Annotated in this window: 20 protein-coding genes; 13 read left to right on the top strand and 7 right to left on the bottom strand. The window is 56.7% G+C overall.

The window, feature by feature from the left end; translation table 11 throughout:
* Positions 1-24: 24 nt before the first annotated feature.
* Positions 25-1,038: a betaine--homocysteine S-methyltransferase gene (gene bmt, locus BLM14_RS05515; protein ID WP_099998464.1), complete on the top strand. Its 1,014-nt coding sequence runs from the start codon at positions 25-27 to the stop codon at positions 1,036-1,038.
* Positions 1,039-1,100: 62 nt separating this feature from the next.
* Here the strand turns inward: bmt and BLM14_RS05510 are convergent, their stop codons facing one another.
* From BLM14_RS05510 to BLM14_RS05500, 3 genes are all read right to left on the bottom strand, one after another.
* The gene (locus BLM14_RS05510; protein ID WP_237143467.1) at positions 1,101-1,706 is read right to left on the bottom strand and encodes a PadR family transcriptional regulator; all 606 of its coding nucleotides are present in this window, start codon (positions 1,704-1,706) and stop codon (positions 1,101-1,103) included.
* A gap of 145 nt (positions 1,707-1,851) precedes the next feature.
* A complete protein-coding gene (locus tag BLM14_RS05505; RefSeq protein ID WP_099998463.1) occupies positions 1,852-2,538 on the bottom strand; it encodes a hypothetical protein in 687 nt (228 codons plus the stop codon).
* A gap of 86 nt (positions 2,539-2,624) precedes the next feature.
* On the bottom strand, positions 2,625-4,211 hold the full coding sequence (locus BLM14_RS05500; protein WP_099998462.1) for a trimethylamine methyltransferase family protein: 1,587 nt from the start codon (positions 4,209-4,211) through the stop codon (positions 2,625-2,627).
* A gap of 244 nt (positions 4,212-4,455) precedes the next feature.
* Between BLM14_RS05500 and BLM14_RS05495 the strand changes: the two genes are divergently transcribed.
* Positions 4,456-5,154, top strand: coding sequence for a corrinoid protein (locus tag BLM14_RS05495; RefSeq protein WP_099998461.1), 699 nt, complete (start codon positions 4,456-4,458; stop codon positions 5,152-5,154).
* A gap of 77 nt (positions 5,155-5,231) precedes the next feature.
* Here BLM14_RS05495 and BLM14_RS31690 read toward each other — a convergent pair whose 3' ends face one another.
* Positions 5,232-5,387 carry an entericidin domain-containing protein gene (locus BLM14_RS31690; RefSeq protein ID WP_100001046.1) on the bottom strand — a complete coding sequence of 52 codons (156 nt, stop codon included), beginning with the start codon at positions 5,385-5,387 and terminating at the stop codon, positions 5,232-5,234.
* A 70-nt stretch (positions 5,388-5,457) separates the two neighbouring features.
* Here BLM14_RS31690 and BLM14_RS05485 point away from each other — a divergent pair, with 70 nt between their 5' ends.
* The 9 genes from BLM14_RS05485 to BLM14_RS05445 all read left to right on the top strand — a co-directional run bounded on the left by BLM14_RS05485 (position 5,458) and on the right by BLM14_RS05445 (position 13,625).
* Complete coding sequence (locus tag BLM14_RS05485) at positions 5,458-6,081, top strand: DUF1638 domain-containing protein (protein WP_099998460.1); 624 nt, start codon at positions 5,458-5,460, stop codon at positions 6,079-6,081.
* 73 nt (positions 6,082-6,154) lie between these two features.
* Positions 6,155-6,733, top strand: coding sequence for a DUF4893 domain-containing protein (locus BLM14_RS05480; protein WP_099998459.1), 579 nt, complete (start codon positions 6,155-6,157; stop codon positions 6,731-6,733).
* Positions 6,734-6,801: 68 nt separating this feature from the next.
* Positions 6,802-7,473 (top strand): exopolysaccharide biosynthesis protein, encoded by a 672-nt coding sequence (locus tag BLM14_RS05475; RefSeq protein ID WP_099998458.1) that lies wholly within the window; start codon positions 6,802-6,804, stop codon positions 7,471-7,473.
* Positions 7,474-7,591: 118 nt separating this feature from the next.
* On the top strand, positions 7,592-7,894 hold the full coding sequence (locus tag BLM14_RS05470; RefSeq protein WP_099998457.1) for a virulence factor: 303 nt from the start codon (positions 7,592-7,594) through the stop codon (positions 7,892-7,894).
* Positions 7,895-7,910: 16 nt separating this feature from the next.
* Positions 7,911-8,783: a methylenetetrahydrofolate reductase gene (locus tag BLM14_RS05465; RefSeq protein ID WP_099998456.1), complete on the top strand. Its 873-nt coding sequence runs from the start codon at positions 7,911-7,913 to the stop codon at positions 8,781-8,783.
* Positions 8,784-8,792: 9 nt separating this feature from the next.
* Complete coding sequence (locus BLM14_RS05460) at positions 8,793-9,755, top strand: methyltetrahydrofolate cobalamin methyltransferase (protein ID WP_099998455.1); 963 nt, start codon at positions 8,793-8,795, stop codon at positions 9,753-9,755.
* Positions 9,756-9,897: 142 nt separating this feature from the next.
* Positions 9,898-11,925: an ASKHA domain-containing protein gene (locus tag BLM14_RS05455; protein ID WP_237143519.1), complete on the top strand. Its 2,028-nt coding sequence runs from the start codon at positions 9,898-9,900 to the stop codon at positions 11,923-11,925.
* A gap of 66 nt (positions 11,926-11,991) precedes the next feature.
* Complete coding sequence (locus tag BLM14_RS05450; RefSeq protein ID WP_099998453.1) at positions 11,992-12,906, top strand: ROK family protein; 915 nt, start codon at positions 11,992-11,994, stop codon at positions 12,904-12,906.
* Positions 12,903-13,625 carry a copper homeostasis protein CutC gene (locus BLM14_RS05445; protein ID WP_099998452.1) on the top strand — a complete coding sequence of 241 codons (723 nt, stop codon included), beginning with the start codon at positions 12,903-12,905 and terminating at the stop codon, positions 13,623-13,625. The genes BLM14_RS05450 and BLM14_RS05445 overlap by 4 nt, the downstream gene beginning before the upstream one ends.
* A gap of 16 nt (positions 13,626-13,641) precedes the next feature.
* Here BLM14_RS05445 and BLM14_RS05440 read toward each other — a convergent pair whose 3' ends face one another.
* On the bottom strand, positions 13,642-14,544 hold the full coding sequence (locus tag BLM14_RS05440) for a LysR family transcriptional regulator (RefSeq protein ID WP_099998451.1): 903 nt from the start codon (positions 14,542-14,544) through the stop codon (positions 13,642-13,644).
* A 138-nt stretch (positions 14,545-14,682) separates the two neighbouring features.
* On the opposite strand from BLM14_RS05440, the gene BLM14_RS05435 reads away from it, so the two are divergent.
* The gene (locus BLM14_RS05435) at positions 14,683-14,943 is read left to right on the top strand and encodes a hypothetical protein (protein ID WP_099998450.1); all 261 of its coding nucleotides are present in this window, start codon (positions 14,683-14,685) and stop codon (positions 14,941-14,943) included.
* A gap of 219 nt (positions 14,944-15,162) precedes the next feature.
* On the top strand, positions 15,163-16,161 hold the full coding sequence (locus BLM14_RS05430; RefSeq protein WP_099998449.1) for a GlxA family transcriptional regulator: 999 nt from the start codon (positions 15,163-15,165) through the stop codon (positions 16,159-16,161).
* A 1-nt stretch (position 16,162) separates the two neighbouring features.
* On the opposite strand, the gene BLM14_RS05425 is transcribed toward BLM14_RS05430, so the two are convergent.
* Complete coding sequence (locus BLM14_RS05425; protein ID WP_335672073.1) at positions 16,163-16,963, bottom strand: DUF1194 domain-containing protein; 801 nt, start codon at positions 16,961-16,963, stop codon at positions 16,163-16,165.
* 191 nt (positions 16,964-17,154) lie between these two features.
* Positions 17,155-19,671, bottom strand: coding sequence for a GcvT family protein (locus BLM14_RS05420; protein WP_099998447.1), 2,517 nt, complete (start codon positions 19,669-19,671; stop codon positions 17,155-17,157).
* Positions 19,672-19,823: the final 152 nt, after the last annotated feature.

Raw genomic sequence — 19,823 nt, 5'->3', positions numbered from 1 at the left:
TTCGACCCTAAAGGAATATGCGTCATGACCATTGCAAATCCACTCGCTGATCTCATCGCCGAAAAAGGCGTTTTGCTGGCTGACGGCGCGACAGGCACGAACTTATTTGCAACTGGCCTGGAAGCAGGCGAAGCGCCGGAGCTCTGGAACGAAGCCCAGCCGGAAAAGATCATCGCGTTGCATCAGGGCTTTGTTGACGCCGGCGCAGATATCATCCTGACCAATTCCTTTGGTGGAACGCGGCATCGCCTCAAGCTGCATCACGCGCAAGATCGCGTGTTTGAGCTCAACAAGAAAGCGGCTGAACTTGCCCGTGGTGTAGCAGACAAGGCGGACCGCAAGGTCATCGTTGCTGGATCGGTTGGTCCAACTGGTGAATTGCTGGTGCCGCTTGGCGCGTTGACTGAAGAAGATGCGGTTGCGGCCTTCACCGAACAGTTGGAAGGCTTGAAAGCCGGCGGTGTCGATGTTGCCTGGATCGAAACCATGTCAGCGCCCGGCGAAATTCGTGCCGCTGCCGAAGCTGCGGTCAAGGTTGGCCTGCCCTATGTCTACACCGGCTCGTTCGATACGGCCGGAAAGACCATGATGGGCCTGCCACCGAAAGAAATTCATGGTGTTGTCGATGGCCTCGGCGAAAAGCCGGTCGCCGTTGGCGCCAATTGCGGCGTCGGCGCTTCGGATATTCTCGCATCGCTTCTTGACATGAGTGAAGCCGATCCGTCTGCGACCATTGTCATCAAGGGCAATTGCGGCATTCCCGAATTTCGTGGGGCCGAGATCTTTTATTCCGGCACGCCAGACTTGATGGCAAATTATGCGCGCCTTGCCATCAACGGCGGCGCCAGAATCATTGGCGGGTGCTGTGGCACCTCGTTTGAGCATTTGGCAGCGATGCGCAAGGCGCTCGACAGCCACGTCAACGGCCCGCGTCCGACGGTTGAGACGATCGTCGAAACCATAGGACCAATGCGTAACAAGCTCGCCGCCCACGCGGACGACACACCAAAACGCGAACGTCGCGGACGCCGCGGCTAAACATTTCTGATGAAGAACCAGCGGTTTGATCCGCTGGTTCTGTCAACCCTATCCCGGGGTTGTCACAGGTCTTCGATCTCGCGGCGAACCCTTTTCAGGATTTCGCGCAACTGATCCGCCTTTTCCGTCGTCAGCGAGCCACTGCGAAGTTTCGAGCGAAGCGCGAAGCTCAATGCATGCATCTCCTCGCCCAAAGCGGCACCCCGTATCTCGCCAGAGGCGTTGTCGAGTTGGGCGTTAATCTTGTCCAACTCCGCCCGGTTCTCCTCGATATAGGTTAGCCCCTGATCTGTTATCGTATAGAGGCGTTTGTTGCCAGTTGTGGTGGAGGTGACGAGATCCGCCTCCTCCATCATCTGCAGCATCGGGTAAATCGCACCGGCACTCGGGCTGTAGGCGCCCTGGAATCGTGCCTCCAGTGCCTTGATGACGTCGTAGCCGTGACGCGGCTCTTCCGCAATCAAGCCGAGGACGACAAGGCGCAATGCGCCTGGATCGAACATGCGCGGACCGCGCCCGCCAAATGGACCGCCTTGATGTCGCCCGAATGGACCGCCGCGTCCGCGTCCGCCAAAGCGCCCCCCACCCTCGTGCGAACCTGACATTGTATCGACGCGCGACCATTGATCGCCGCCATGGCTGTGGTTTTTTCTGCAATGACCATACATGGAATGATGTCTCCTAGTTATATCTTTCATAAGCAATATCTATACAAAGATATATCTTTAATCAAGTCAACGATATATCTTTTTATGTTAGGCGCTGCTAACCATTTGAAATAGCGGTAATTTTTTTGCGCAAGATCTGTCCAATTCAGCTTTTCGCGAACGCATCCATATGAAACCGCATCTGTGCCTCCCCGTAGGCGTGCTCCCTGCCTACGGGACAGCCGCGGCGCGCCAGGCAACCGCCATTCAAACACGCGTCCCCTTCTCCGGAAGCAAGATGACCACGACACCGGGCGACGTCATATCCGTTGACGGAAAAAGCATTCACTGGGCATGCCGAAAGACACGGCCTGTCTTGGCAGTCTACACAAGGAGAACGTTGCGCACCGCGAGCTGGCAAGTCGAGAGCGCGATCAAACAACAACGCGCCGCGAAACGCCTGCCAGAGGCCATATTCCGGATGGATCAGGAGGCCCAGGGGCGAAGCGCACAAGCCTTCTGCTCGCATTGCCCATTGCTGGAAAGGCAAATAGGGCTTGTCGGAGGGAAACACCGCCGTTGCACCGAGTTTTGCGGCAACAGCAGTCAGAACTTCCCTGGACCACGTATCGAGCGGATCTTGCGCGCTCGGATGATCTTCTCGCCACTGCACGAAATGCGGCCAAATTGATGAGCCGAAGTGCCCCGCCAGGATGACACTTTGTGGTCTGGCGCCTTCGGTTATCTGCGGAGCTTGATTTTTATCATCAAAAACAAACCCGCCGCGCGGAACCATCCCATAAGGCTCCAGCGCGGCGGCAATATCATCGAGAATCGAGGGGCGATAGTTCATCCCGCATCTGGACCCTTTACAGCTGAGGCCCAGACTTCCTTGTGGATCAGATTGGCCACTTTAGCCCGGCCGTCCTCGGGCTTCTTTCAAGTGAAGGCGTCGGGCATCGAAGCCTTCTTCTTGGCGATGAACTCCTTGAGCGATTCATCGATCGCCGGATCGAGATAGGGAGCTTCGTAAGTCTCCAGCCAGCGGCGAGCAAGCTCGTTGGCGCGCTGGTCAGCACGCTTCTCGCCTTCGGCCAGCCATTGCTCGTAGGAATTGTTGTCGGCGATGTTCGAGCGATAGAAGGCCGTCTGGAAGTTCGCCTGGGTATGGTCGCAACCGAGATAGTGGCTCCCCGGTCCAACCTGACGAATGGCGTCCATTGCCTGACCATTCTCGGACAGATCGACACCCTCGGCGATCTTCTGCGCCATGCCAAGCTGATCGATATCCATCATGAATTTCTCATAGGATGAAACCAGACCGCCTTCGAGCCATCCCGCCGAATGCAGAACGAAATTCGTTCCGGCCAGCAGCGTCGAGTTCAGCGTATTGGCGCTCTCATAGGCAGCCTGCGCATCGGATACTTTCGAAGCGCAGAGCGAGCCGCCGGTACGGAAAGGCAGTCCGAGACGGCGTGCCAATTGCGCCGCGCCATAGGAAACGAGTGACGGCTCCGGCGTACCAAAGGTCGGCGCGCCTGACTGCATGGAGATCGATGAAGCGAATGTGCCAAAAATCACCGGCGCGCCTGGGCGGATCAGCTGTGTAAACGCCGCACCCGCAAGAACTTCAGCCAGAACCTGGGTCAGCGTGCCTGCCACAGTCACCGGACTCATCGCACCCGCGAGAATGAACGGCGTCACGATGCATGCCTGGTTGTTGCGCGCATAGACCTTCAATGCACCCACCATGGTTTCATCGAATACCATCGGCGAATTGGCGTTGATAAGGCTGGTCAAAACTGTGTTCTGATCGAGATAATCCTCGCCAAACACCAGCTTGCACATGGAAATCGTATCTTCCGCACGCTCCGGCGCTGTGACCGAACCCATGAACGGTTTGTCGGAATATTTGATATGGGCATAGACCATATCAAGATGGCGCTTGTTGACCGGTACGTCCACCGGCTCGCACACCGTACCGCCCGAATGGTGGATCGATGGCGCCATATAGGCGAGTTTAACGAAATTGTTGAAGTCCTCGATCGTCGCGTAGCGACGATTTCCATCAAGGTCGCGCACAAATGGCGGACCGTAGACCGGGGCGAAAACGGTTGCATTGCCGCCAATCTGCACAGAACGTTCCGGGTTGCGCGCATGCTGCGTATAAATTGAAGGCGCAGTCTTCAACAGGGACCGGGGGAGCCCCTTTGGGAAATGCACGCGCTCGCCTTTGACGTCAGCACCAGCTTCCTTCCACAAAGCCAGGGCTTCGGCATCGTCGCGAAACTCGATGCCGATCTCTTCCAGAACCGTATCCGCATTGGCCTCGATCAGCGCCAGGCCTTCCTCATCCAGTACTTCGTAGGTGCGAATCTTGCGCGTGATATAGGTGAGCGACTTGCCAGGGCCACCACCCGAGCGTGCTGCGCGACGTGCTGCTGCGCCTGCACCAGCACCGCGTCCGCGGCGTCCACTGCCTGTTTCCGCATCTGCGGGAGCATCGACTGGCGTTTCCTCAATCATTTTCTTCTCTCCTTGCGCTACGCAAGCGCAGACTTTTCGTAATCAAACCAAATCCTAACCGCGACACCCGGAAGGGCGTTCCCGTGTGCGGCACGCAATGGCGCATCGGAGACAAACACCCAGTCGTTTTCGTCATTTACTAGGTCGCATTTAAGCGATGCGTTTTCAGCAACTTGCCCGATATGTTAAATGATTGCCAGTTATGTTAGTGACCTGTGCATAACGCTTGAAAGGAAGCAGACCTATGGCCGATGATGAAATCATTCTTTCGGAGCTTTCGGACGATGAGCTCGTCGAGCAAATGCATGACGATCTGTACGATGGATTGAAGGAAGAAATCGAGGAAGGCACCAATATTCTCCTTGAGCGCGGCTGGGTGCCCTACAGGGTTCTGACTGAAGCTCTCGTCGAGGGTATGCGAATCGTCGGCGAAGATTTCCGCGACGGCATCCTTTTTGTGCCTGAAGTGCTGCTTTCGGCCAATGCCATGAAGGCAGGCATGTTCATTCTGCGCCCTCTCCTGGCAGCAACCGGCGCGCCCAAACAAGGCAAGCTCGTCATTGGAACGGTCAAGGGCGACATTCACGATATCGGCAAGAATCTCGTTGGCATGATGATGGAAGGTGCCGGCTTCGACGTGATCGATCTTGGCATCAATAATCCGGTCGAAAACTATCTCGCGGCCATCGAAGAACATCAGCCTGATATCCTCGGCATGTCAGCGCTGCTCACCACAACAATGCCCTATATGAAGGTCGTCATCGATACGATGAAGGAAAAGGGCATTCGCGACGACTACGTCGTTCTCGTTGGCGGCGCGCCGCTGAATGAAGAGTTCGGCAAGGCCGTGGGTGCTGACGCTTACTGCCGTGACGCAGCGGTAGCCGTGGAGACCGCCAAGGCTTTCATGAAACGCAAGCATAATCAGCTCTCGGGAGCTTGATGAATGCAAACGGCCGCATCAAGATGCGGCCGTCATCTGGGATAGACGTTGATCTGATGAATCAGATCGAGAAAGAATTAGTTGGCAGACCTTGCCACTCGTTGGCCAGCACTCTGAGTCGCATTGACCGTATTCGCTGTATCGGCTCCCATGCCGCGGATGGTATTCGCGCAGCCAGCGAGAGCCACAACCGCAAGTACAGCAGCAATTGGAACGATATGTGATAGTTTCATGGACTGTTTCTCCCGTTCTGCTAAAATTAAATCCAACACTCGCATAACGCGATGGAGCAAAATCAGTTCCATGAATGTTAGCCAAAAGTCAATGAAATCAAGAGAGACCGTGCGGGTGATTGCGTGCGGTATGATTGCGCGCGAAATCCTGGCGATACGCGAACAGTTTGGCCTTGATCACATAGAGCTAAAGTGCCTGCCAGCAATCTATCATCATTATCCCGACAGGATTGCACCTTCGGTCGACCGTGCAATTGTCAAAGCAAAAGCCCAAGGCATCACCAGGATATTCGTCGGTTATGCTGATTGCGGCACGGGTGGAATGCTTGATCGCGTCTGTGAAAAGCACGGTGTCGAACGAATCTCTGGCCCGCATTGCTTCTCCTTTTACATTGGAAATGAAACATTCGCGTCGCAGTGGGACGATGATATGACTTCGTTCTTCATGACGGACTTTCTCGCCCGCCATTTCGAAGCATTCATGGTCAAGCCTCTCGGCCTGGATCGCCATCCGGAACTGCGCGATATGTATTTCAGCAATTACACCAAGATGATCTATATGGCGCAAACCGATGATCCTGAACTGACCGCCAAAGCCGAACAGGCGGCCGCTTTCCTCGGTCTCGCCTATGAGCGGCGCCTTACGGGTTATGGCGATCTCATCCCGGCCTTGACGTCTGCTGCTGCACACTAATTCATATCGCCGCCATCAATCGGCGGTTTCTTTCTGTTCCCGTCCGAACGCAACAAAGAGGAGCTGTTTCACGATGTTTCGCGCCGCAATAGCAACGATTCTGTGCCTTTTTTGTGCAAGCCACGCCCATGCGGATGGGGCAATTGCACGGCTGATTACGAAGTCTGATCAGATCCGGCTCGACAAGTATGAAGAAACCAAGAGGCAGGCCGTCGATGAGGCGCGAAAAGGCGGTACAGTGTCCGATGTGGAGCAGCTCGACGCGATCCTCGCCAAACCCAGCCTCGCCTTCAGCGAGGACTTCGATATGGTCGGCAACTGGCAGTGCCGAACGATCAAACTTGGCAAGAAACCGCCGCTGACAGTCTATGACTGGTTCAAGTGCCGCGTTTCCGACGATGGATCGGGCTGGATGCTGGAAAAGACAAGCGGGTCGCAGCGTACCAAGGGACGTTTCTACACCGACAGCGACAAGCGCCTCACCTATCTCGGTGTCGACTATGTTGCGGGCGAAAAGCCGATGAACTACAGCGCAGGACCCGACAACGATCAGGTGGGTTATGCATATCGTACCGGACGCAACGAGTTCCGAATCGAGTTCCCTGCTCCCGCCCGCGAATCCCTTCTGGACATCCTCGAATTGAAACGCTGAGGCGTTTTCGTCATTGCAATGTCACTATTACCGCTCCATATGCGTCAAAATGCGAACAAGACGAGACGATGGCCGCTATCGACGCAGATAATGAAATGAAGCCGAACGAGCTGGTTGTGCATGCGGCAGCGGACAATGACCCGCGTTCGCTTTCGCAGGTGTTCGAGGATCTATCGGCAACTGCAACGGCACCTGTGTCGTTTACCGAGCTCGAAGACGCCTTTACTGATCGCAGTTTTGCAGCGCTTCTTACATTTTTTGCCATTCTCAATCTCTTGCCGTTACCACCAGGTACAGGTGTCATCACCGGGATCCCTCTCGTTCTCGTTTCAGTGCAGATGGTGATGGGACGTGAGTCTGTCTGGCTGCCGGCCTTCATGCGCGACAAGACGATATCGCCGGAGCGTTTCCGTCAGGTATCCGACAAGGTGGTTCCCTGGTTGCAATGGCTGGAGAGATTCATCCGGCCGCGCAACTGGCCATTCGGACGCAAGCAGGGCGATCGCTGGTTGGGTGTATTCACCACTATCCTTGGCATATCCGTCGTGCTCCCCATGCCCCTTTCCAATTGGCTTCCCGCTTTGGCCACCGCAATCATCGGCATTGCGCTTTGCGAGCGGGATGGCAGACTGATGCTCGCGGGGCTGATCCTTGGCGTCGTCTCGATCAGCATTGTCTTCGGCTTTGCCTTCATTGCCGCCAGCGCTGTTACCTATGCGGCGAGCTTCTGGCCCTTCTGAATCGCCTGTCGCAAAAACACCAATGGCCCACGTCGCATTTGAGTGCGCGCGCGTCGTGAGATAGCAAGCTTAACCCCTGATATTCCGGCAAAAGGGTCCTCATCGGAGGATGAATTGCATGGCTGATCTCATTGTCGTTTATTGGCGGGACATTCCAGCTCAAGTGACCGTCAAGAAGGGACGCCAGGCAGCCAAGCGTGAGCTTCCCCTCCGTTTTACCGAGGCCATCGACATGTGTGCGATGCGTATTGGTGCCAAGGATTCCGATGCCTATCTGGCGGAATGGCGCCGTGGCACTCCGGTGCCTGTGAGTGACGATCTGGATACCGAGGCTGATGCAGCCCTCGCGCGAATTGACAACGAATATGATCGGGAACGCCTTGTGGCGCTTGTAAAGGCAGGTGGACATGACAATTCATGAATTGAGAGCGAAGCCAATGACAAAGATCGCAGCATCCATCGAAGTGGCGGCACGCCAGGCTATCGAATCGCAGGATTTGCCTGGTCTGTTTCCGGCTGGTACCCGCGTCTATATTACCGACATGGGCACCGACAGCGTGGATACGCTGACGTCTGCGGCGAAGCGCGTTCATGATCTTGGCTACAAGCCGGTACCACATTTCGCCTCGCGCCGCCTGTCGACCAAGGCGGCACTCGAAACCCGCATCCGTCGCGCCGCTCAGGAAGCAGGCGTCACCGACGTTCTGATTATCGGTGGCGGTCTCGAGCGCCAGGCTGGTGAGTTCTCCTCGACCATGGAAGTGCTGGAGACAAGTTTCTTCGATAAATACGGCATCACCGAAATGGGCGTTGCCGGTCACCCTGAAGGCAGCCCCGAGTTCTCCGAGGCTGTCGCAATCGAAGCATTGCGTCTGAAGAAGAACTTCGGCGAGCGCACCGGCGCCAAGCTCCGCGTTGTCACCCAGTTCGGCTTCGACGCCGACCGCTTCATCCGCTATGCGGAATCGTTGCGCGAACATGGTGTCGATCTGCCGGTGCATCTCGGCGTTGCCGGTCCTGCCAAGATCACCACTTTGATCAAGTATGCCGCCATGTGCGGTGTCGGCAATTCGATCAGCTTCCTGAAGAAGAATGCCCTCTCCCTGACGGCACTCGCCACAAGTCATTCGCCCGAAGGTGTTGTTGGCCCAATCGAACAGCATGCCATCGCCAACCCCGCTTCCGCGATCAAACAGATCCACATCTTCCCGTTTGGCGGTTTGAAAAAGTCGTCTGAATGGCTTGTCGACCGTGGCTCCTGGACGGTACACAACGCTTCCCACGCATCTGCAAACGCAGCAGCCAGCTGAGGTATATGAATGACCCGCACGATCGTTGCCTCGGCGACCAAAGAAATCATCATCGGATTTGATCAGCCATTTTGCGTTATCGGTGAAAGGATCAATCCGACCGGTCGCAAGAAGCTCGCCGCGGAGATGATCGCAGGCAATTTCGACACCGTCATCAAGGACGCGCTGGAGCAGGTTGCTGCCGGCGCGACGATGCTCGACGTTAATGCAGGCGTTACGGCGGTCGATCCCAATGCGACAGAGCCCGGCTTGCTGGTCAAGACACTCGAAATCGTCCAGAACCTGGTCGATGTTCCACTGTCCATCGACAGTTCGGTTACCGCTGCAATCGAAGCTGCACTGAAGGTTGCCAAGGGTCGTCCCCTCGTCAATTCCGTGACCGGCGAAGAGGAAAAGCTCGAAGCCATACTTCCGCTGATCAAGAAGTACAATGTGCCCGTCGTTGCGATCTCCAACGACGAGACCGGCATTTCAATGGACCCCGACGTGCGTTTTGCCGTTGCCAAGAAAATCGTGCAGCGTGCCGCTGACTTCGGCATTCCAGCACATGACATCGTCGTCGATCCGCTGGTTATGCCGATTGGCGCGCTTGGCGACGCCGGACGCCAGGTTTTCGCGCTGCTGCGCCGCCTGCGCGAAGAGCTGAAAGTCAACACCACCTGCGGCCTGTCGAATATTTCGTTCGGCCTGCCGCACCGTCACGGTATCAATGCCGGCTTCATTCCAATGGTGATTGGCGCTGGCATGACGTCGGCGATCATGAACCCCTGCCGCCCCCAGGAAATGGAAGCAGTTCATGCCGCCAACGTTCTGAACGGCACTGACGCCAATTGCACCTACTGGATCAAGAAATATCGCGATCACCAGCCGGCCGCAGCAGGAGCAGCACCCGCTGTATCCGTCCCTGCCGATTCCGCTGGCGGCGGTCGCCGTCGTGGTGGTCGCGAAGCGCGGCGCGGCGCCGCAGGCTGACGGTTTGCGTTACGCGAACTGGACAGCATAGAAAGGCGGTGGGCAGCTAAACTGCCCCTCGCCTTGAAAGTTTGGAGTATCGATCGTGAACGCACCCGTCAAAGCACCAGAGGCATCGGCAAAGGAAGCGCTCGTTCTCTTCATGCCGTCGGGTAAGCGCGGTCGTTTCGCTGTCGGAACGCCCATTCTGGACGCAGCCCGTACGCTCGGCGTCTATGTCGAAAGCGTGTGCGGAGGCCGCGGCATTTGCGGACGCTGCCAGGTCGAGGTGCAGGAAGGCCGTTTTGCCAAGCACGGCATCACCTCGTCCAACGATCACATTTCCGAATTTGGTCCAAAGGAACAGCGCTACGCGGAAAAACGCGACCTGAAGGAAGGCCGACGCCTGTCCTGTTCGGCGACAATTCTCGGCGATCTGGTCGTTGACGTTCCTCATGATGTGCAGGTCAACGCACAGGTTGTACGCAAGGATGCCGATACGCGCATCATCGAGCGCAACCCGGCGGTTCATATGTGCTACGTCGAGGTGGAAGAGCCAGACATGCACAAGCCGCTCGGTGATCTCGATCGACTGAAAGCTGCTCTCGAAAAGGAATGGGGCGTCCGCAATCTGGATGTCGATGCGCATATCCTGCCCAACGTGCAGAAAATTCTGCGCAAGGGTGAGTGGGGCGTTACGGCCGCTATTTACCAGGACGAGGAGACATCGCGGCCGACCATGATCGGCCTATGGCCTGGCCTGAAGAATGAAGCTTACGGTATCGCCTGCGATATCGGCTCGACCACTATCGCCATGCATCTGTCATCGCTGCTCTCGGTTCGCACTATCGCTTCCGCTGGCACGTCCAATCCGCAAATCCGTTTCGGCGAAGATCTGATGAGCCGCGTCTCCTATGTCATGATGAACCCGGATGGCCGGGAAGGCATGACGCTGGCTGTTCGCGAAGCCATCAATGGGCTGATCGACAAGGTTTGCACCGAGGGCGGCGTTGCTCGCGAGGACATTCTTGATGCGGTCTTCGTCGGCAATCCGATCATGCACCATCTGTTCCTCGGCATCGACCCGACTGAACTTGGCGGCGCGCCTTTTGCCTTGGCCGTGTCTGGCGCAGTTCATTTGAAGGCGTCGGATATCGGCCTCTCGATGAACGCCGGAACACGGGTCTACATGCTGCCGTGCATTGCCGGACATGTGGGTGCAGACGCTGCTGCGGCCACGCTGGCTGAAGGCCCGCACCACCAGGACGAGATGATGCTGCTTGTCGATGTCGGCACCAACGCGGAGATCGTCTTGGGCAATAGGCAGCGCACCGTCGCGGCCTCCTCGCCTACCGGTCCTGCCTTCGAAGGTGCGGAGATTTCCGGCGGACAGCGTGCTGCTCCTGGCGCAATCGAGCGTGTGCGCATCGACCCCATCACACTGGAGCCGCGCTTCCGCGTCATCGGCACGGAACAATGGTCGGATGAGCCGGGCTTTGACGAAGCGGTGCAAGCGAGCGGCATTACCGGCATCTGCGGATCGGCCATCATCGAGGTCATTGCCGAAATGTATCTGTCCGGAATCATCTCGGAGGATGGCGTCGTCGATGGTACTCTTGCCGCGAAATCGCCGCGCGTCAGGGCAACCGGCCGGACTTTTTCCTACCTTCTGCATGAAGGTTCGCCGACAATCATCATCACGCAGAACGATGTTCGCGCTATCCAGCTCGCCAAGGCCGCACTCTACGCCGGTGTCAAACTGTTGATGGACAAGCTCGGTATCGATCATGTCGACCAGATTCGGTTTGCAGGCGCGTTTGGTTCCTTTATCGACCCGAAATACGCGATGGTGCTGGGTCTGATCCCGGATTGTGATCTGGATAAAGTCCAGGCCGTGGGCAACGCAGCTGGTACCGGTGCGCGTATGGCCCTGCTCAATCGCAATTACCGCCGCGAGATTGAAGACACAGTCACCCGCATTGAGAAGATCGAGACGGCGCTGGAACCGAAATTCCAGGAACATTTCGTCTATGCCATGGCCATGCCGAACAAGATCGACCCATTCCCGAAACTGTCGCTGGCTGTCACTTTGCCCCCACGCAAGAATGTCAGCGAGGATGGTGTCGCCGGTGATGCAACACCGAGACGCCGCTCGCGAGAGGACCGCGCAGCACGGCGCAACCGCGAATAGCTTTGTCCAGCAGTCAATTTCCGCTATCAAGCATCCACGATCATTTGATTCCGGAATTAGCTTGCCATGATAGCCTGCTTCGACATTGGCGGATCTGCCATCAAGGGCGCAATCGCCTATTCGCCCGAAGATATACGACCGCTGCCCAAGGTCCCGACACCGCTGCATGACTTCGAAGCATTTGCTGCGGCGATTGAAAAGATCGCTGCGGATGGCAGCGTCGATCCGGCAAGCCTTATCTCCATCTCGATTGCCGGCGTCGTCGATTCCGATACGGGCAAGATCACCTGCGCCAATATTCCATGCATCCACGGACGCATGCTGGTGGCTGATCTGAGCGCGAAACTGCAAAGACCCGTTCTTGTCGCCAATGATGCCGATTGCTTTGCACTTTCCGAAGCAGTTGTCGGCGCTGGTCGCGGCCATCGCATTGTGTTCGGGGTCATTCTCGGTACCGGCGTCGGTGGCGGTATTGTTATCAATGGCAAGATTCATGAAGGCGCCGGCGGTTTTGCCGGTGAATGGGGTCATGGGCCGGTATCAGCGACACTCGCGGGAAATCCACCCGTCGCAATCCCGCGCTATGCATGCGGCTGCGGCCAGATAGGCTGTGTCGATGCTGTTGGGGCCGCGCGCGGTATGGAAAGGCTGCACGCGCACCTGCATGGCGTAAACTTGCCCAGCACGGAGATCATCGCCGCATGGAATGCTGGCGATCCTGCGGCCGAGCGAACAATCGAGTGCTATATCGACATTGTCAGCGGCCCCTTGGCGATGACAATCAACGTTGTCGGCGCATCCATCGTGCCTGTTGGCGGCGGGCTTGCCAATTCCGTGCCTCTCATCCAGCGGCTGGACGAGGCGGTTCGAGCGCGCATCTTGCGCAAGACCGACAAACCGTTGGTCATCCCTGCTGAACTCAAGATTGAACCAGGCCTGATCGGCGCTGGCGTCCTCGGATTGATGGAAGTCACGAAATGAGCGTCTTGCTGGAAGTCTGCGTCGACAGCTCCGAAGGGCTGGCGGCGGCCATCAATGGCGGTGCGGACCGCGTTGAGCTTTGTTCAGCGCTCGAATTGGGCGGGCTGACACCCACCCCTGGTTTGATCGGGCAGTCAACCACTTCGCCAATCCCGATCTACGCCATGATCCGGCCAAGACCAGGCAATTTCGTCTTCGCTGAGGCCGATATCGATGCAATGCTGCGCGAGATTGATGCCGTTCGCGCTGCTGCACTGGCTGGCGTGGTTTTTGGCGCGAATCTCGCCAATGGTGAGCTCGACTACACGACATTGGAGCGCCTGACGCGCCAGTGTCACGGACTTGGCGTCACACTGCATCGCGCCTTCGATCTCGTCCCCGATCTCGCCGAAGCGGTCGATATGGCAGTCGATCTTGGTTTTGAACGTATCCTGACATCGGGCCGCTCGCGCACGGTCCCTGAAGGTATCGACGATCTGGAAATGACGTTTGAGCTCGCCGCTGACAGGATCAAGATTATGCCCGGTTCAGGCGTCAACATTGGCAACGCCGGCGCTTTGCTGGACCGTATTCCGTTTAGTGAAATACACTCGTCGTGCGCTGTGATCATTCCCCCGGTCAGCGAAGCGGCAAGGCGGCTCGGTTTCGAAACCGCCTCGCAGAAGCAGACCAGCGTTGAACTCGTCAGGGTATTAAAGAACTACTGCCTGAGCCGCTAGGGTCACTGACGTTCGTCTAAAGTTTGCCCGTCCGCTCATAGCCTTCGAAATAAACCCGCAAATGCTGGGCGACCGCTTTGACATGGGCCCCTGCATTCTTGGCAACGAGCATGCCAAGCTTGGATTCGCCGAGTGGCGGCAGACCGTGATCTGCACCGAGCTGAACCATGTTGTCGTCCAGAAGGAACTTCGAGAATGGCGCAACGGCAAGGTCAGCGATAATCGCTGCGCGCTGTCCCATGGTATGTGCGCTCATATAGGCAACGCGATAATCCCTGCCGGCACTTTCCAGCGCGCTGATGGCGTTGGCGCGCCAGATACACCCTTCTTCCCACATGGAAAGTGGTAGAGGGTTGCGCTCATGGGCTGTGCCGCATTTCGCACCTGCCCAAATGATATCCTCTGTCATCAGGATTTCGATTTCATCGAGCTTGGCCAGCGTCTCGTTCACATTGACCAGCGTGACATCAAGCCGTTGCTCGTCCAGGCGTTTGCGCAGGCTATTGCTCTGGTCGATGACGACATCAACTGTCACGTCCGGATGTGATTCCGCAAAACGCTTGAGAACAAAGGGCAGTACGCGCTCGCCGATGTCATCCGGCGCGCCAAGGCGCACAACACCTGAAACCGTTGGCGCAATGAATTTGGCGACCGTCTCGCGATTGAGCGCCAGCATACGCCTGGCGTAACCCAGAAGGACTTCCCCGCTCGGTGTTAATTTTACCGACCGCGCATCGCGCTCGAGCAGCACGTGGCCCAATGTCTCTTCCAGTTTCTTGATCTGCATAGAAACAGCGGAGGGCGTGCGGAATACTGCATTGGCAGCACTCGAAAAACTTCCCGTCTCCGCGATCATTGCAAATGTGCGCAACACATCGAGATCCAGGATCGGGATGGGATGATGCATGGGTGCTGACATAGCGCCGTCTCCTTCATCAATTTTTCTGAACCATAGTGTTCCGTAATTTCGTTTGATTGAACATCAAATCGGGGCGATAGTCAAGATCATCAAACGGAAGCCACTCAGTTTGCCTCCGTATTACCAAGGAGAAGAAAAATGAGCACTTGTGACGAACTATATCAAAGACATTCGAGCAGCAGCATTACCGAACGGGTAGCAGCTGTTTTCGTGGACCAGACGAATCGCTTGGCCCGCGCCGTCAGCAAGGCACACGAGGTTTTCCTCCGTCAGCGCATGCTGCGCGAAACGGAAGCGGCGCTTGATGCATTGCCCGACGATATCCGTTGCGACATTGGCTGGCCCGATCTCTACGAGCGCCAGATCAGCGAAAACAACAAGTTGAAGTCCCGGCATTAAGCCATGAAACAAGCAACGCAAGGGAGCAGATAACGGCCTGTCTGCTCCCTTTATCATATGTGATGCCTGCGCTTTTGCGACACAGGGTCGATCCCTTCCATTTAGAATAATTCTATGGTTCTATCTGAAAAAAAGCTCTAGAGACCACGCCCGTGATTTGAAGCTGCTACTTCAGTTGCGACATGGCCTTGAAGCCAGATACGGGAACTTAGAATCATCATGGATCACGTCGGTCTCAACAAGCGGTCTTTCGTTTTTTTCCTCGTGCCGAATTTTTCAATGATCGCGTTTGCGACAGCCATTGAACCGCTGCGTATTGCCAATCGTATGCTGGGTTACGAGGCTTACCGGTGGCGTCTAGCTTCAGTGGATGCAAAGCCTGTCACCGCCTCCAATGGTGTTGAATGCGCTACCACCTCGTCGCTTGAAGATGAACGGCGATACCTTACCGGCGAAGAACGGCCTTCGATGGTTTTCGTTTGTTCCGGTGTGCACGTGGAGAAATTCCAGAACAAGTCGGTTTTTGCCTGGCTGCGGGAGGAATTCAACCGCGGCGTTGCCGTCGGTGGATTGTGCACGGGCGCGCATATTCTCGCAGCTGCGGGCCTGCTTTCAGGCAAGCGTTGTGCGATCCACTGGGAAAATCTGCCAGGATTTGCAGAGGCATTTCCGAAGGCCGATGTCTATGCCGACCTCTTCGAAGTAGACGGCAATATCTATACCTGCGCCGGCGGTACGGCTGCGCTGGATATGATGCTCAAGCTGATCGGCGATGATTTCGGCGACAACATCGTCAACCGGGTCTGCGAGCAGGCACTGACTGACCGGGTGCGCAGCCCGCACGACCGCCAGCGTCTGCCGCTGCGCGCGCGCCTTGGCGTTCAGAATTCAAAGGTCCTGACGATCATCGAGTTGATGGAAGCGCGGCTGTCCGAACCTCTGTCGCTGATCGAAATTGCCGATCATGTCGGATTGTCGCGTCGCCAGATCGAGCGGCTGTTTCGCCAGGAAATGGGCAGGTCCCCTGCCCGCTACTATCTGGAAATACGCCTTGACCGTGCGCGCCACCTGCTGATCCAGTCCTCCATGCCGATTGTGGAAGTGGCGGTCGCTTGCGGGTTCGTCTCTGCATCGCATTTTTCCAAATGCTATCGCGAACTCTACGGCCGTTCGCCTCAGCAGGAACGCGCGGACCGCAAGCAGTTGATGGCAGCTTGATCTAGCGCGATTCCCAGTCCTGCATGCGCCTCTGCCAGATGCGCTCGCCGGATAGGCAATCATAGACCAGCTTGTCCTGGACGAGGATGACCGGTGGACTTTCCGACGGCATCCAATCGGCCCTTTGCATGACGGGCCTATTGCCGGCAAGTTCAAGGACGAGTTTTCGGCGTACCGCTTCTGGGAACTGATCCCAGGAATTAACCGGAATCATGAACGCTCCCGGCCCGCCGATAACACAGCTGCTGTAGTAGATATCGAGGTCCTTTACCGCCCAGTCAGAATAGAAATCTCCGCGGGTCATCAATGGCAGGCCGTTGACCGTAATTCCCTTCGCCACCGCCTGATCGCGCGCCTCGGCAACCGGTCGGCCATTGTTATTGGCGCCGTCACCGGAAATATCGATGACTTTTCGCATTCCCTTGAAACCGTTATTGTCGAACAACCCGCTACTGAAATCGATAGCTCCGGAAATTGAAGTCCGGCTCTGTGTCGATGGAATCGGTTGATCAAGCGCGTCCGCAAGTCTTTCTGCCGCGTCAGCGCCATCGATCAGCGTCCAAGGAACAATAGTCCGTTGCACTGTCGATCCGGCCCACTCCACATAGGTGATTGCGACACGCCCATGGACGCCATCGCGGATGGCATCAATTACCTCCTTGCGACGGAAGGCGGCAATATACCCGTCACGCTGAATTTTCTGTTCGAACGGTTCCATGGACCGCGATGCATCGACCGCAAGTACCAGCTCGACGTCAACCTCGGTTTCAGCTGATTGGGCATGCGTCGAAAAACTGGCCAATAGCGCCGCCAGTGATAGAAAACTGCTGAGAGCCTTCCTTCGCCATGTCATAGACCGAAGTCTAACTCAAATTGCCAAAACGCAAAGCAACTTCGAACTCGTTCACATTCAGTTGAACGAAAATCCGATAAAAGAAAATGGCGCCCCCTGTCGGAGCGCCATCGCTAAAAAGATTGAATAATCGCCGCGGGTTAAGCCTTCAAGCGCTCGTTTTCGGTGTCGAACGGCGACTCGGGGATAACCGTTGCCTTGTGTGTCTTGCCGAGAATCTTGATCTCAAGTTCGGTGCCGAGTGCGGAATAATCCGGCTTCACCATTGCAAGGGCAAGGCTCTTGCCAAGACGCCAGCCATAGCCGCCATGGGTGGCACGGCCAACAAGTTCGCCCTTGAAGTAGATCGGCTCACTGCCACGCGCGTCCACATCGGAGACCCCGGGAACATGAACTTCCAGCGTCACGAAGTTCCACTTCAAACCTTCTTCACGCGCCTTGACCACAGCATCCCGGCCGATGAACTCGCCCTTGTTCGGATGAACGAAACGATCAAGACCGCTTTCGAAGGCGTTGTATTCGATCGACAATTCGCGCGGGATCAGACGATAGGATTTCTCCACGGCCATCGCGGTCATTGCCCGGATACCGAATGGTTTGATGCCGAATTCCGCACCCACCTCAAGCAGCAGATCATAGATGGTGTTCTGCTGTTCGATCGGGTGATGCAGCTCCCAGCCCAGTTCGCCAACAAAGTTGACGCGCAGCGCATGCGCCGTTGCCGTACCCACGCTGATCTCCTTGCCGGAGAGCCAAGGGAATGCCTCGTTGGAAAGGTCGGCGCGGGTGAGCTTCTCGAGAACCTGACGGCTCTTGGGTCCTGCGAGGACAAGAACGCCATACATCTGCGTGATCGGACGCAGTGTTACCGAACCATCCGCTGGCAAAAGCTTGTGCAGATAGTCGTGATCATGATTTTCGTAGGCACCGGCAGATACGAGGTAGAACTTGCCCGGAACCCATTCATACACGGTGAATTCCGAACGAACGCCACCCGCCGGAGTCAGAAGGTGGCAAAGGGCAATGCGCCCCTGCTTCTTCGGGATGCGATTCGCGAGGATCGAATCCAGCCAGGCGCGCGCACCGGGGCCAGAAACTTCCATCTTGGCAAAAGCCGACATGTCGAGGAGGCCGACATTGTTGGTCACGTTCTTTATCTCGTGCCCGACATGCTCGAAATAGTTCGAGCGGCGGAACGACCAGAGCTCCTTCACCTTGCCTTCGGCGTCGGGTTTCGGATGATTCTGGTTCATGATCACGTCAGGCTTGTCGAGCTTGGCGACATCCAGGCCATAGCCCTGCGGCGCAAACCAGTTGGCGCGCTCCCAGCCATAGACCGTGCCAAACACGGCGCCGAGTGCCTTCTGACGATCATAGGATGGCGAACGCTTCAATGGACGTGCGGCGCCGCGTTCTTCATCCGGATAATGCACCGAGAAGACCTCGGCATAGGCTTCCTCGTTCTTTTCCTTCAGATAGCCTTCGGTCGCGTAAGGACCAAACCGGCGCGGATCGACGCCCATCATGTCAATGGAAGGCTCGCCCTCGACGATCCATTCGGCCAACTGCCAGCCGGCACCGCCAGCGGCGGTGACACCAAAGGAGTGACCTTCATTCAGCCAGAAATTCTTCAAGCGCGGCGCGGGCCCGATGATCGGCGACCCGTCAGGCGTATAGGCGATCGCGCCATTATAGACCTTCTTGATACCGACTTCGCCAAACGCGGGAACGCGAGCTATGGCAGTTTCGATATGAGTTTCAAGGCGATCGAGGTCTTCCTGGAACAGTTCATATTCGCTGGCGTCCGATGGGCCATCGACATAGCAGACTGGTGCGCCTTTTTCGTAAGGTCCGAGCAGCAGGCCGCCATTTTCCTCACGCATGTACCACGAACTGTCGCTTTCGCGCAGGACGCCCATTTCCGGCAGGCCCTTGGCCTTGCGCTCAAGAATGGCCGGATGCGGTTCGGTGACGATATATTGGTGCTCGACCGGGATGACAGGCACATCCAGACCAACCATCCTGCCGGTCTTGCGGGCAAAGTTACCGGTCGCGGACACAACGTGTTCAGCAGTGATATCGCCCTTGTCAGTCTTCACAAGCCACTGGCCGGACGGCAATTGTTCGATGCCGAGGACGGTCGTGTAACGATAGATCGTTGCGCCGCGGTCGCGCGCGCCCTTTGCCAGGGCCTGCGTCAGATCGGCAGGCTGGATATAACCATCTTCAGGATGCTGGATCGCGCCGAGAATGCCGTCCATTTCAGCCAGCGGCCAGATTTCTTTGACCTGCGCCGGTGTCAGCAACTTCACTGGCACGCCGATGGTCTCGGCAACACCGGCATAGTACATATATTCGTCCCAGCGGTCCTTGGTACGGGCGAGACGGATATTGCTGCAATTGGTGAAGCCGACATTCATGCCGGTTTCCGTTTGCAGCTCCTGATAGAACTTGACCGAATATTTGTGAATCTGACCGACCGAATAACTCATGTTGAACAACGGCAGAAGGCCCGCAGCATGCCAGGTCGAACCGGAAGTCAATTCCTTGCGTTCGATCAGTACAACATCGCTCCAGCCTTTCTTGGCCAGATGATAGAGTGTCGAGACACCCACCACACCACCGCCGATAACGACAACACGCGCCTCAGTCTTCATTTCACTCTATCCTCTGGTATCGATCGATGGTCGGAACGGCTCTTGCCGATTTTTGTGCACTATGCCGTTCCTCATGTCTATCGCTAAGGCCTGTTTGCGACATGGCCAAAACACGCCGCGACGCGCGGCAAAACGACAGCGTTTTGCTGGAA

Source organism: Phyllobacterium zundukense (genome assembly GCF_002764115.1).
GTDB lineage: Bacteria > Pseudomonadota > Alphaproteobacteria > Rhizobiales > Rhizobiaceae > Phyllobacterium > Phyllobacterium zundukense.
This window is presented reverse-complemented; position numbering and strand designations above follow the sequence as displayed.